The 12,870-nt window shown below is 65.4% G+C and carries 9 protein-coding genes; 5 read left to right on the forward strand and 4 right to left on the reverse strand.

Annotated features, from left to right (window positions below):
* Positions 1–26 precede the first annotated feature (26 nt).
* From U5A57_RS35625 to U5A57_RS35635, 3 genes are all read left to right on the forward strand, one after another.
* Positions 27–2,141, forward strand: coding sequence for an acetate--CoA ligase family protein (locus tag U5A57_RS35625; RefSeq protein WP_321916408.1), 2,115 nt, complete (start codon positions 27–29; stop codon positions 2,139–2,141).
* A gap of 66 nt (positions 2,142–2,207) precedes the next feature.
* Positions 2,208–3,512, forward strand: a complete 1,305-nt coding sequence (locus tag U5A57_RS35630) for a DUF1254 domain-containing protein (protein WP_321916410.1) — start codon at positions 2,208–2,210, stop codon at positions 3,510–3,512.
* A gap of 56 nt (positions 3,513–3,568) precedes the next feature.
* Positions 3,569–4,930, forward strand: coding sequence for a DUF1254 domain-containing protein (locus U5A57_RS35635; protein ID WP_321916411.1), 1,362 nt, complete (start codon positions 3,569–3,571; stop codon positions 4,928–4,930).
* 23 nt (positions 4,931–4,953) lie between these two features.
* Here U5A57_RS35635 and U5A57_RS35640 read toward each other — a convergent pair whose 3' ends face one another.
* From U5A57_RS35640 to U5A57_RS35655, 4 genes are all read right to left on the reverse strand, one after another.
* On the reverse strand, positions 4,954–5,658 hold the full coding sequence (locus tag U5A57_RS35640) for a transglycosylase SLT domain-containing protein (protein ID WP_321916412.1): 705 nt from the start codon (positions 5,656–5,658) through the stop codon (positions 4,954–4,956).
* A 161-nt stretch (positions 5,659–5,819) separates the two neighbouring features.
* Positions 5,820–6,716, reverse strand: a complete 897-nt coding sequence (locus tag U5A57_RS35645) for a fructose bisphosphate aldolase (protein WP_321916413.1) — start codon at positions 6,714–6,716, stop codon at positions 5,820–5,822.
* A 292-nt stretch (positions 6,717–7,008) separates the two neighbouring features.
* The gene (locus U5A57_RS35650) at positions 7,009–8,127 is read right to left on the reverse strand and encodes a porin (RefSeq protein WP_321916415.1); all 1,119 of its coding nucleotides are present in this window, start codon (positions 8,125–8,127) and stop codon (positions 7,009–7,011) included.
* 133 nt (positions 8,128–8,260) lie between these two features.
* Complete coding sequence (locus U5A57_RS35655) at positions 8,261–9,655, reverse strand: PLP-dependent aminotransferase family protein (RefSeq protein WP_321916417.1); 1,395 nt, start codon at positions 9,653–9,655, stop codon at positions 8,261–8,263.
* Between the two features lie 316 nt (positions 9,656–9,971).
* Between U5A57_RS35655 and cyoA the strand changes: the two genes are divergently transcribed.
* Both cyoA and cyoB read left to right on the forward strand, forming a co-directional pair.
* A complete protein-coding gene (cyoA, locus tag U5A57_RS35660) occupies positions 9,972–10,853 on the forward strand; it encodes a ubiquinol oxidase subunit II (RefSeq protein ID WP_415764732.1) in 882 nt (293 codons plus the stop codon).
* 7 nt (positions 10,854–10,860) lie between these two features.
* Positions 10,861–12,870 carry a cytochrome o ubiquinol oxidase subunit I gene (gene cyoB / locus U5A57_RS35665; protein WP_321916419.1) on the forward strand — a complete coding sequence of 670 codons (2,010 nt, stop codon included), beginning with the start codon at positions 10,861–10,863 and terminating at the stop codon, positions 12,868–12,870.

Here is a 12,870-nt window from a genome sequence, read left to right on the forward strand (position 1 = left end):
TGAAATAGAAAGGAATGCTAACGTCAATGAAAAACGCCGATTTCACGCCACTCATGCGTCCCGCATCGATTGCCATCGTCGGCGCCTCGGCCGATGCCGCCAAGGTTGGCGGCATGCCTTTGCGGCTGCTGCACGAGCACGGCTATGCAGGCCGCATCTACGCGATCAACGCGAAGGCGGCGCACGTGCAGGGCGTACCCGCCCACGCCACGCTCGACAGTGTGCCGGAGCCTGTCGATCTCGCGATCGTCGCAGTGCCCGCGCACGCGGTACCGGAAGTGATGGCGCAGCTCGTGCGGCGGCGAGCGCGCTCGGCCGTCCTGTTCACGGCGGGCTTTGCCGAAACGGGCGAGGCGGGACGCGCGGCGCAGCGCGACCTCGCCCACACGGCGGCCCAGGGCGGGGTGACGCTGCTCGGCCCCAATTGCCTCGGGTTGATGAATCTGCGCGAGCGGGTCTACGCAACGTTTTCGCCCGTGGCGCTCGCAGGCGCGCCGCCCAGAGGCGACGTCGCGCTCGTGAGCCAGAGCGGGGCGTTCGGCGCCTACGCGTTTGCGCTTGCCCGCGAGGCGGGGCTCGGCCTGAGCCACTGGATCACGACGGGCAACGAGGCCGGTGTGCAGGTGGCGGACGCCATTGCGTGGCTCGCCGCCGATCCGGATACGAAGGTCATTCTCGCTTACCTCGAAGGCTGCACGGACGGCGCGAAGCTGCGCCGGGCCTTCGCCGCCGCGCGCGCGGCGGGCAAGCCCGTGGTCGTTGCCAAGGTCGGCACCACGGCGACGGGCGCGCGCGCCGCGCAGTCGCACACTGCGAGTCTCGCGGGCGAGGACGCCGTTTATCAAGCCGTGTTCGACGAATACGGCGTGTTCCGTGCCGATACGCTCGAGGCCTTCTTCCGTCTCGGCTACGCGCTCTCGAAAGGCCGTCGGCCGCAGTCGGCCGCCAGCGCCATTGTCACCGTCTCGGGCGGCGTTGGCATCATGATGGCCGACCGCGCCGAAGCGCTCGGCCTCGAACTGCCGCCGCTGCCCGAAGCGAACGGCGCGCGGCTGCGCGAGCGTATTGCGTTCGCTTCCGCGACTAATCCCATCGACGTGACCGGCCAGATCGTCGCCCAGCCCGAGGTGCTTGCCGACACGCTCGTCGATGCCGCCGCCTGCGGCGCATTCGGCAGCGTGGCCGCGTTCATCGCCGGCGCGGGAAACGTGCCCGCGACATGGGCCGCGATCGAGCGGGCGGTCGAGCGTGCAGCCGAAGGCAGCGCGAGCGCGCCGCTCGTCCTCGCGGGCCTTGTCGACGACGCCAAACGGCAGTGGCTCGAAGCGCGCGGCGTGCTCGTCTATCGCGAGCCTGCGCATGCCATGGAGGCCATCGCTACATTGTTGCGTGCGCAACAGAATGACGCCGCACGCGAATCCACCCATGTCGAGGCCGAGCCGGCGCATGTCGCGCTCCCCGCGAGCGTGCCGCCGAACGCCGTCTCACTGGACGAGGCCGAAGCCATGGCGCTGCTCGGTGAAGCCGGCGTGGCGGTCGCACCGCATCGCGTGGCACGCACGGCGAGCGAAGCCGTCGAAGCGGCGCAGGCTTTGGGTTTTCCCGTCGCGCTCAAGCTGCGCTCGCGCCATGTGCTGCACAAGAGCGATATCGGCGGGGTGCGGCTCGATCTGCGCGACGCGGCGGCCGTGCGTCATGCATTCGAAGCCATTGCGCATGCCGCTGCGCAAGCGGATGTGCCGGGCGGCTTCGACGACGTGGTGGTCGCGCGCATGGTGAAGGGATGGGGCGAGATCATCGTCGGCGTGAAGCGAGACCCCGTGTTCGGTCTCGTTGCCATGGCCGGGTTGGGCGGCACCGGCGTCGAATTGTGCCGCAAGGTGGCCTTCGGGCTTGCGCCGCTCACATGCGAGCGCGCCATGGCGATGCTTGAAACGAGCGGCGTGGCCGCGCTCTTTCGCGGCCATCGCGGCAACCCTGTTCTGCCGCTCGACGCAGCCGCGGCCACGCTGGTCGCGCTCACACGCCTCGCCGCGGCAATTGGCGATGCGCTCGAAACGCTCGAAATCAATCCGCTCATCGTGACGCCGCAGGGCCTCGTTGCGGCCGATGCTGTCATCACATTAGCGCGCGCAGTGTAGACAAATCGCAGCCATTTTTATTCCGCGAGCATCCTTGCAAGGCATCTTGATATGTACAACCAAACAATGAGTGTTGTAGAAGCGAACCCAGAAAAACTGCATGAAGACCCTGTCGCCGCACTGGTGCGTATGTACGCGGGGCCGCTCGCCATCGCACGTTATCCTGTCGTCGAGGTCATGCGCACCTGTGCGCTGCATACGCTGGCGCAGTCCACCAGCCCGCTGCGCCGGCCCTTCAACGTGATTCACGCGAGCATGCAGCGCTGGACGCATGAAGACCGTGACATCGTGACGCCCGCCAACGATTTTCTCTATCTGAATGCGTGGATCGATCTTTCCGGCGGGCCGGTGGTGCTCGACATTCCAGCCGTAGAGGACGACCGCTATTACGTGGTCGAACTGCTCGACGCCTTCACGAACAACTTCACGAACCTCAGCCCGCGCAATGCCGGCACGCGAGGGAGCCGCTTCGTTCTGCACACGCCGGAACAGCGCCCGACTGGCGACGGAGCCCCGCTCGTGTGCCCCTCGAAACTCGTGTGGATGCTGGGCCGCGTACTCGTGCAAGGCGACGACGATCTCGCGCGAGCGCAGCATGTGGCTGCGGCTTTCCGGCTCGCTGGCGCGCAGGGCGCGGGCCCGGCCTGCGTGCGGCAATGGCACGAAAGCGGTGACGCCGCGCTCGACTTCTTCGACAACGTTCTTGAGTCGGTCGCGGATTTTCCGCCGCAAGACGACGAAGCCGCGATGCTCAGTGCACTCGAACGCGCGGGCGTGCGCGCATTGAACGGGCGCGGCGCGGCGGCGTTGCCCGAGACCGTGCAGCAAGGCCTGCGGCTTGCCTACGCCGACGCCCAGCGGTTGATTCTCGCCTTCACGGAAAGCCGCGCGCGGCGCAGCTGGACATACAGCCTCGGACTTGGCCGCTACGGCCACGCCCACGTGCTGCGCGCCTGCATCGCCATGAAGGGGCTGGGCGCGCTTGCGGCCGACGAGGCAGTCTATGCAACGGCCGATTTCGACGAAGCCGGCGAGCGGCTAACCGGCCGCCGCCGCTATGAACTCTATTTTCCGCCTGGCGAATTGCCGCCCGTCGACGCGCTCTGGTCGCTCTCGCTTTATGGCGCGGACCGCTACTTTGCCGACAACGCGATACGCCGCTACGCAATAGGCGATCGCACGCCCGGCCTGCAATACGACGCGGACGGAGGCCTGCGCATCCAGATCCAGCATGAAGCGCCGAGCTCGCAGTCGAACTGGCTTCCCGCGCCGGCAGGGGGCTTTTATCTGATCCTGCGGTTCTACCATCCGCAGGCATCGTTTCTCGAAGGACGCTATGCCATTGCGCCGGTGCGCGCCGTCGCGGCCTGACTCGGGCCCGAAAGCTCACTTCCATCGATTCACATTAATTCGCCATACGAAATATCATGTCTTCACTCGAATCCCCCGAAATTACCGCGCTTTCATCCGATCAGTCCCGCTTCGATCTGGCCGTCGAGGCGGTCCAGTACGCGCTTCCGCTTTATGAAATGGCGCGCATGCGTTCTGCCACCGGCCCGCGCGTGGATCGCACGGGGCGCCCCGCGGGCGAGTCGCCGGAATCGCCCAACCGCTGGGCTAACGAATGGTTTCATACGCGTGTGCTGCAGGGCCCTCAGAACCGCCGCGTGGTGACGCCCAATAACGACACGCTCTATTCCTGTGCGTGGTTCGATCTGAGCGACGGGCCAATCGTCATCCGCGTGCCCGCCATGCAAGCGCGCTACTACGTGCTGGGCCTGCTCGACCTCTATACCAATCCGTTTGGTTATATCGGCACGCGCACCACCGGCAGCGACGCGGGTGCATTCTTTCTGCATGGACCGGACTGGAGCGCAGACGTGCCCGAGGGCATGCAAGCGATAGCGTGTCCCACCGGCACGGTGTGGCTGATCGGCCGCATTCTGGTGGACGGTGAAGCGGATCTCGAGGCGGCCAACCACTTGCAGGACCAGCTCACGGTCGAACCGGCGCCCGGCAGCGCGGCGCAGGTGCCCAAGCTGATCGACGCCGCTATGCAGCCAGGCGAAAAGCTCGGAGATGTGAACCGTTTTGCGCAGGTCGTGAATCGCCTGCTTGCTGTTGAGCCGCCGCCACGTGAGGCGCGCGCGCATGTCGCGCGCTTCGAGGCATGCGGAATCGGCGCTGCCTGCGTTGACAAGACGCTCGATGAAGAACAGCGCGCGTTGCTCGAAAGGGCGCTTGCGCACGTCACGCATGAGCTTGCCGGCGAGCCACCACTCGCCTTGGGCGGAGGGTGGGCGTTGCCGGTGGATGTGCGCGCAACGTTTGGCGAGGACTACCGCACGCGCGCCCAGGCGGCGCTTTGCTATATCGGCGTGCTAGGGGCTCAGGAGGCGATGTACATCACCGCCGATACCGACGCACAGGGCGCCGTGCTCGACGGCAACGCATCGTATGTACTGCACTTCGCGCCGGGCAACCTGCCAGCAGTCGACGCTTTCTGGTCGCTGACCGCCTACGAAAAGGCGACGTACATGCTGGCCGAAAATGCCATTGGGCGTTACTCGATCGGCGACCGCACGAGCGGCCTGGAATACGACGCCGACGGCGGCCTGCGCATTGCCATCTCGGCGCGCGTGCCGGACGAGCCGACCTTGCGCCGCAACTGGCTGCCTGCGCCGGCGGAGCGCTTCTATCTCGCACTGCGCTTGTATGTGCCGCGCGAAACGCATCTCGCGCGCACCTTCGTCTATCCGGCGATCCAGCGTGCGGCCGAGGGCGTGTGATCCAGGCGGCGCGCGCGGCGGTGTTAGCGCGCGCTGCCGGAAGCGGTGCCGGGCACGGCAGCCTGAGCCGATGCCGCCGACACCGGCGCGGGCGCCGCCACAGGCGCGGAGGCGGCCCCGGCCGCCGAAGCCGCGAGCCCGGCGCTTACGGGTGCATCGCTTGCGGCAGGGGCGCTCGCCGTGTCGAGTACCCGGCTGAACTCGATGGCGCGCGTGCGGATCTTTTCCGCATAGGCTTTCGAGCCGCCGTAGTTCTTCATCGCGGCGTTGAGGTCGCCGCCCGCGGCCCGCTCGTAGCCATAGAGGATCGACGAGCCGACGTCGATGTTGACCTCGGGGTCGGTGAGGTCCTTGTTATGCAGGATATTGCGATGCGCTGACGGCACGACCTGCATGAGTCCGGTTGCGCCGTTCGCCCCATGCGCCTTTTCGCGAAAGCGCGACTCGATCGAGATGATGGCGAGCAATACCGCAGGCGGCAGCGAATACTTCTCGGCGGCGCCGGTCACGGCGAGCGAAATCTGCGCGGCCTTTTCTTTCGCGAGACCGAACTTTTGCGTGAGGTATTTCGAAACGGCGCTGGAAGCGGCGGGCGAGCTTGCGGCATCAACCGCGCTCGCCGCCGATGCGCTGACGGTGTCGCTAGCGGGCGCCTGCTGCTGCGCCTGCGCGGCCGCGGTTTGCACGAGGGCCGGCAACAGGGCGAGCAGGCAGAGTAACTGCCTCATGGCCGGTGCATAAGAAGAAAAACGAAGGCGCAAGTATAACCGGCCCCGATTAATGAGGCCGGCTGCGTGTCATCGCGTTTTTACGTACCCGATCGGCGTCAGGGCCGGGCGTCGCGCCCGGCGTGGCTTCGGGCCGCGTTCAGGCCGGGTTCAGCCCGGGTTCAGTCCTTCTGCACGGATGCCTTCCAGATTTCGTCGATGCTCGCGGCGAGCGTGGCGTCGAACTCGGCGTCGCTCATCGATTTCGTGAGGTCGTTGATGAGCGCGCGCGAAAAGCTTGCAATCATTCGATGGTTCTTCGCGAGGCGCGCACACGCGTCGGTGCGCGAATAGCCGCCGGACAGCGCCACGACGCGCACCACGCGAGGATGTTCGATGAGCGGCAGATAGAAGTCGGGCGTATCGGGAATCGTGAGCTTGATCATCACGTTCTGCGAGGCGGGCAGTGCGTCGAGACCCTTGAGCAGTTCGTCGCGCAGGAGCTTCTCGGCCTTGGCCTTGTCGGGGGCCTTGATCGAGACTTCGGGCTCGAGAATCGGCACGAGCCCGTGAGCGGATATCTGCGCACCGAAGGCGAATTGCTGCGCGGCAATCGAAGCAATGCCCGAAGCCGAGGCATGCTCGATCACGGAGCGCATCTTGGTGCCGAAAATCCCTGCCTTCACCGCGCGCTCGAGCAAGGCGTCGAGGCCCGGAATCGGCTTCATGAGGCGCACGCCGTCGGCTTCGGCCTCCAGACCCTTGTCGACTTTGAGGAACGGCACGACGCTGCGCTCGTTCCAGAGAAAGTCGGGCACGGGCTTGCCTTGCGCCTTGCCATCCATGGTCGCTTCGAAGAGGATCGCACCAATCACCTTCTCGCCCGTGAAGGCGGGGGCGCTGATGATGCGCACGCGCATCTCGTGCATCAGGCGGAACATTTCGGCGTCGCCGCTATACGCGCTTTCGGGGATGCCGTACTGAAGCAGCGCGCCAGGCGTCGAGCCGCCGCTCTGGTCCAGCGCCGCGATGAAGCCCGGTTTGTCGCGCATCTGCGCAAGCATTTGCTCGTTTGCCATTCTCGTCTCTCCCGCAATTGGAGCGCCCTTGCGGGCGCGGTTACTCGAATCCGGCCGTCGGCTCCTCCGCCGAGTGTACTTGCGCCGTAAAGCTGCGTCTTTGCCATTATGTGGGTGCGGCCGCGCAGCCGCACCGAAGAAGCGAAACGGTAGGCCGTAGCAATTGCGATGCCAGGGCAAGCCACAAAAAAGCGCAAGCGCGGGCCGTGAGAGCCGCGCTTGCGCGTGTCGATTCCTGCCGGCGCGTGCTGGTGCACGCGAGTGCGCGACGTGGCTCGCGCCGCCGTGCCCCTCAGAACCGATGCGTCATGCCGAGCGCCGCCATGTACTGCTTCGTGCCCGCCTGGGTCACGCTCACGCCGGGCCAACTCACGGTGGCGCTGCCATTGTTCTTGAAGTAGCCCGCCCGCACGTAGAAGCTCGTGCGCTTCGAGATCCAGTGGTCGGCGCCGATCTGGAAGCCCGGCGTGTTGTCATGCGCGCCGCGCACGTTGCGATACAGCGCCGCGAGCTGGATCTCGTCGACTGACGTGGCCTGGATCGTCGCGCCGACCTCGGCGATGCTCAGCGAATGCGCCGTGCCGAGCACTGCGGCGAGCGTGTGCGGCGCGGGATCGTTCGCGCGCTGGTACGAGTAGTTCGCCTGAAGATTGACGATGCCGATGCGATAGGCGAGCGCGCCGATGAAATGCTCGGTGCCGAGCAGGGTGAGCGGCCCCGGCAGCCCCGTGATCGTCTCCTGGCCGGGATGCTGATACAGGTAGGCGAACCCGGCATAAAGACCCGCGCCCGAATAGTTGATGCCGAGGTTCAGCACGTTGCCCGTCGTCGCCGTCACGGGCTGCGTAACCGTGGCCGGGAACGCGTACATGGCGTAGGCCTGCACGCCGTAGAATTTGGGCGTTTGATACAGAACGGAGTTGCTCAGGCGGCCGCCGTCGTACTGCGTGGAGAGCGTGTTGCGCTCGGGCGTGAGCACGAAAGCGGCGAACGGCGAGAGCGTTTCGTCGACCTTGAACGGATCGGTCGGATACACCACGCGAAAGCTCGCGTCGTACTGCCGGCCGAACGTGAGCGAGCCGTAGCGCTCGTCCTTGAGGCCCACCCACGACTGGCGATAAAAGAGCGTGCTGGTGTCGGCGAACAGGCCGCCGTTGTTGATATTGAAGCCCGACTCCACGGTGAACTGCGCCGTGAGGCCGCCGCCCAGATCCTCCACGCCCTTCAGGCCGAACAGCGAGCCCGTCGAGCCGCCGCTTTTCATGGCGAACGTATGGCTGCCGCCGTTGCCAAGGTATTGCAGATACGTGTCGGCGACGCCGTACAACGTGACGCTCGAATCGGCTGCCGCTGCGCCGCCGGCGGCCAGCGCCAGCGCGATGCCACACATTCCATGCACGCGTGCCCGCATGAAAGTCTCCTCCTCTAATTGTGTGAAAAGTCATCAAAAAAGCATGGCCGTGCTAATTAGAGGGGCACCAAAACTAGCTGTCTACTGCATTGTTTTCATGGCGAAATTGCAGTTTTTGCATGAATCATGGCCGTCACACGATCACTTGCGTCTGCGTGCCGCGGTCGTTCGCAAGCAGTGCCGAGAGCTTGCGCAGCGCGGCCTGCAATGGTTCGCGGCCGCCCGTCGCGCCTAGTGAAATGCGGATCGCGTTCGCGGTTTCCGGGCCTTGCTGGAAGGCCGTGGAGGGCGCGACGGCGAGGCCTTCGCTGCTCGCGGCGACGGCCAGTTCGCGCGCCTGCCAGTAGCGCGGCAGCGTGTACCAGAGATGAATTCCCACGCCCGCCGACGATCCCAACGTGTGCGCCGCGACGCGCTGGCGCTCGCGCGCCTCGGTCTTCACATCGGCAAAGATTTGCTCGGCCATGCCTTCTTCGATCCAGTGCGTGGCGAGCGAGTTGGTAAGCGGTGCGGCCATGAGCGAGAACGTGCGCAGCGCGCTCACGAGGCGCGTATGTGCCTCTTCATCGGGCAGCGCGAGATAGGCCGTGCGCAAACCAGGCGAGAGCGTTTTGGACAGCGTTGCGAGATAGCAGACCTGAGCGGGCGCGATGCGCGCGAGCGGCGCGGGCGCATCGGGCGCGAAGCGCCAATAAGGATCGTCTTCGACGATGCGCGCGCCGCAGCGCTGCGCGACCTGCACGATCTCGAGGCGGCGCGCCTCTGGCATGGTCGCCGTGGTCGGGTTCTGCAGCGTGGGGTTCAGGTAGATGAGCCGCGCCGCGTGCTCGCGGCAAGCTGCTTCCAGCGCGTCGGGCCGCATGCCGTGGGCATCGACGGCAATGGGCTCGATACGGCGGCCCAGTTGCGCCGCCGCGTGCGGCAGGCCCGGGTAGAGCAGCGGCTCGGCGAGGATGACGTCGCCAGGCTGCGTGAAGGCGAGGATGAGCGCGGCGAGCGCCGCTTGTGCGCCTGGGCAGACCACCACGCGCTCCGGCGCAACGGGGCCGAGCATGGGCTGCAGCCACTTCGCGCCCGCTTGCCAGTCGGCGCGGCCGCCGCCGCCCATGTGGTAGGTCATCAGCAGATCGGCGTCGCTGCGTACCAGCACGCGCGCCATGCCTTCGCGCAGCAGCGCGTTCATGTCGAGGCCAGCGGGTGCGGGCGGAATGTTCATGCTGAGGTCCACGCGCTGCAGCCACTCGGCGCGTGGCGCGGCGATGAACGTACCAAGTGGCCCGCGCGCCTCGATCAGCCCGCGTCGCCGCGCTTCGTTGAAGCCGCGCGTGACGGTGGTCAGATCGACTGAAAGCAGAGTGGCGAGGCTGCGTTGCGCGGGCACGCGTTCGCCGGGGCGCAGCGTGCCTTGCGCCACCGCACCTTCGATGAATTCGGCGAGCCGCAGATAGCGCGGGCCATTGCTGGACTGCATTGCCGTGGCCCATACATTGATCTCGCCAGCGCCTTCGGCAGGTTGGTTGTGTGTCATTGTGTCGCGGATGTATGCGTCATGTCTTACTCTAGCATGCGTGCATGAAGCGCGTAAATCCATACATATAGGCTATGTATGGCTTCTGTGACGGCCCTGCGGGGCCGCTCGTGCGGCAGCAGAGTGAGCACGTATGGATGGGTTTGCGCGAACGTCAACCTTGGAACCAGACATGCGCAATCCAGACCCTCGCTCAGGGCGGGCCGCTACGGCCGGCCCGCCTTCTTCATCACGTCCCCCCTTGATTGCCCGCTTCCTGCGCCGCGCCGCTCTAGTCGCGGTGGCCGCGCCGCTCGTGCTGCTCAGCGGCTGCAACATGGCGCTGCTCGCCCCGAAGGGCGATATCGGCGTGCAGGAAAAGAATCTGATTCTGATCGCGCTCGGGCTGATGCTGCTCGTCGTGATTCCCGTGATCGCGCTCACGCTGTGGTTCGCGTGGCGCTACCGGGCTTCCAATACGAGTGCGACCTACGCGCCGCGCTGGTCGCATTCCACGGCCATTGAAGTGGTGGTGTGGACGATTCCCTGCGTGATCGTGCTCACGCTCGCCGTGCTCATCTGGCGCACCACACACTCGCTCGACCCGTATCGCCCGATCGAATCGCAAACGAAGCCGGTGCGCGTGGACGTGGTCGCGCTCAACTGGAAGTGGCTGTTCATCTACCCGGATTACGGTGTGGCTTCCGTGAACCAGCTCGCGATTCCCGTGGACACGCCCGTTGAGTTCAACCTCACCGCCGAGTCGCTGATGAATTCGTTCTTCATTCCGCAACTGGGCAGCCAGGTGTATGCGATGCCGGCCATGCAGACGAAGCTGCACCTCATCGCGAACGAGCCCGGTGTGTATGCGGGCCGCTCGGCGGCCTTCAGCGGCCCGGGCTTCTCCGACATGCATTTCGACACGCTAGCCAAGAGCCGCGCCGATTTCGACGCGTGGATCGCGCAAGCCAAGGCGTCGCCCACGATGCTGAGCCGCGCAGCCTACGAACAGCTCGCGCAACCTGGCGAAAAGACGCCCGTGACGCTCTATTCGAATGTCGCGCCTGGCCTGTTCGACGGCGTGGTCGGCAAATACATGCGCGACGTGCACGGCAACCCGATTTGCGGCACGGTCCCCAGCGCGGCTCACAGCGCGCCCCCTGGCGCGAGCGCCTCGGCGCTCAAGCTCAACCGTAGCGCCATCCTGGCAGCGGAGTAATCACACCATGTTCGGAAAACTCACGCTCGACGCCGTTCCCTGGCACGAGCCGATCATCATGGGCACGGGCGCTGTCGTCGCGCTCGGCGGCCTCGCCTTGCTCGCCGCGATCACGATCGCTGGCAAGTGGGGCTATTTGTGGCGCGAGTGGATCACCTCGGTCGATCACAAGCGCATTGGCGTCATGTACATCATTCTTGCGGTCGTCATGCTGCTGCGCGGTTTCGCCGACGCGATCATGATGCGCGCGCAACAAGCTATTGCCTACGGCGACTCGGCGGGCTATCTGCCGCCGCATCACTACGACCAGATCTTCACGGCGCATGGCGTCATCATGATCTTCTTCGTGGCCACGCCGCTCATTCTCGGTTTGATGAACGTGGTCGTGCCGCTGCAGATCGGCGCGCGCGACGTGGCTTATCCGTTCGTCAACTCGCTGAGCTTCTGGCTCTCCGTGGTGGGCGCGGTGCTCGTGATGGTCTCGATGTTCGTGGGCGATTTCGCGGCCACGGGGTGGGTGGCGTATCCACCGCTATCGGAGCTTGGTTATAGTCCGACCGTTGGTATGGATTACTACATATGGTCGCTGCAGCTATCGGGTCTCGGCACCACGCTCTCGGGCATCAACTTCATCGTCACGATCCTGCGCATGCGCGCGCCGGGCATGGACATGATGAAGATGCCGGTGTTCGTGTGGACGGCGTTCATCACCAACATCCTGATCGTCGCCGTGTTCCCGGTGCTCACCGGCACGCTCGCGCTGCTCACGATGGACCGCTACTTCGACATGCATTTCTTCACGAACGAGCTGGGCGGCAACGCGATGATGTACATCAACCTGATCTGGGTCTGGGGTCACCCGGAGGTGTACATCCTGATCTTGCCTGCGTTCGGTGCGTACTCGGAAATCATCGCGACGTTTTCGGGCAAGCCGCTATTCGGCTACAAGTCGATGGTCTATGCCACGTCGTCGATCGGCATTCTCTCGTTCTTCGTCTGGCTGCACCACTTCTTCACGATGGGCTCGGGCGCGAACGTCAACGCGTTCTTCGGCATCATGACCACGGTCATTTCGATCCCGACCGGCGTGAAGCTCTTCAACTGGCTCTTCACGATGTATCGCGGCCGCATTCGCTATCACAGCGCCACGCTGTGGACCATCGGCTTCATGGTGACGTTCGCGGTGGGCGGCATGACCGGCGTGCTGCTGGCCGTGCCGGGCGCGGACTTCGTGCTGCACAACTCGCTCTTTCTCGTTGCGCACTTTCACAACGTGATCATCGGCGGCGTGGTGTTCGGCTGCCTCGCAGGCGTGAGCTTCTGGTTCCCCAAGGTGTTCGGTTTCACGCTCAATGAGTTCTGGGGCAAGGTGTCGTTCTGGTGCTGGCTGATCGGCTACTGGCTCGCGTTCACGCCGCTCTACATCCTCGGCTTCGAGGGCATGACGCGCCGCATGAACCACTACGAAGTGGCCGAGTGGCATCCGTGGCTCGTGGTGGCGCTCGTGGGCGCAGTGTTCGTGGGCCTCGGCATTCTTGCGTTCATCGTGCAGATCGTGGTGAGCCTGCGCGATCGCGAAGCGAACCGCGATGTGACCGGCGACCCGTGGGACGGCCGCAGCCTCGAATGGTCGACCGCTTCGCCTGCGCCGTTCTACAACTTCGCCGTGCTGCCGGAGATCACCTCGATGGAGCAGCACTGGGACAACAAGGAAGCTGGCCGCGCCTACGTGCAGCCGCGCAAGTACGAAGACATCCACATGCCGCGCAACACGGGCGCGGGCTTCATCATCGCCGCATTCAGCCTGCTGTTCGGCTTCGCGATCGTGTGGCACATGTGGCTGTTCGCGGCGGTGGGGCTCGTCGGCATGATCGCCACGTTCATCGCGCGCACCTACAACCAGGATGTGGACTACTGGGTCCCGGCCGCCGAGGTCGAGCGCATCGAGAATGCGCGCTTCAGGCAACTCGGCATCCGGCGTTTCGATCAATCCGAGCAACTCGAGGAGATGGCTTAA

Origin of the sequence: Paraburkholderia sp. J11-2, from assembly GCF_905220185.1 — a bacterium.
GTDB lineage: Bacteria > Pseudomonadota > Gammaproteobacteria > Burkholderiales > Burkholderiaceae > Paraburkholderia.

Coding starts and splice junctions, on each gene's coding strand:
- U5A57_RS35625 (WP_321916408.1), top strand. CDS start 27: ATGAAAAACGCCGATTTCACGCCACTCATGCGTCCCGCATCGATTGCC.
- U5A57_RS35630 (WP_321916410.1), top strand. CDS start 2,208: ATGAGTGTTGTAGAAGCGAACCCAGAAAAACTGCATGAAGACCCTGTC.
- U5A57_RS35635 (WP_321916411.1), top strand. CDS start 3,569: ATGTCTTCACTCGAATCCCCCGAAATTACCGCGCTTTCATCCGATCAG.
- U5A57_RS35640 (WP_321916412.1), bottom strand. CDS start 5,658: ATGAGGCAGTTACTCTGCCTGCTCGCCCTGTTGCCGGCCCTCGTGCAA.
- U5A57_RS35645 (WP_321916413.1), bottom strand. CDS start 6,716: ATGGCAAACGAGCAAATGCTTGCGCAGATGCGCGACAAACCGGGCTTC.
- U5A57_RS35650 (WP_321916415.1), bottom strand. CDS start 8,127: ATGCGGGCACGCGTGCATGGAATGTGTGGCATCGCGCTGGCGCTGGCC.
- U5A57_RS35655 (WP_321916417.1), bottom strand. CDS start 9,655: ATGACACACAACCAACCTGCCGAAGGCGCTGGCGAGATCAATGTATGG.
- cyoA (WP_415764732.1), top strand. CDS start 9,972: ATGGCGCTGCTCGCCCCGAAGGGCGATATCGGCGTGCAGGAAAAGAAT.
- cyoB (WP_321916419.1), top strand. CDS start 10,861: ATGTTCGGAAAACTCACGCTCGACGCCGTTCCCTGGCACGAGCCGATC.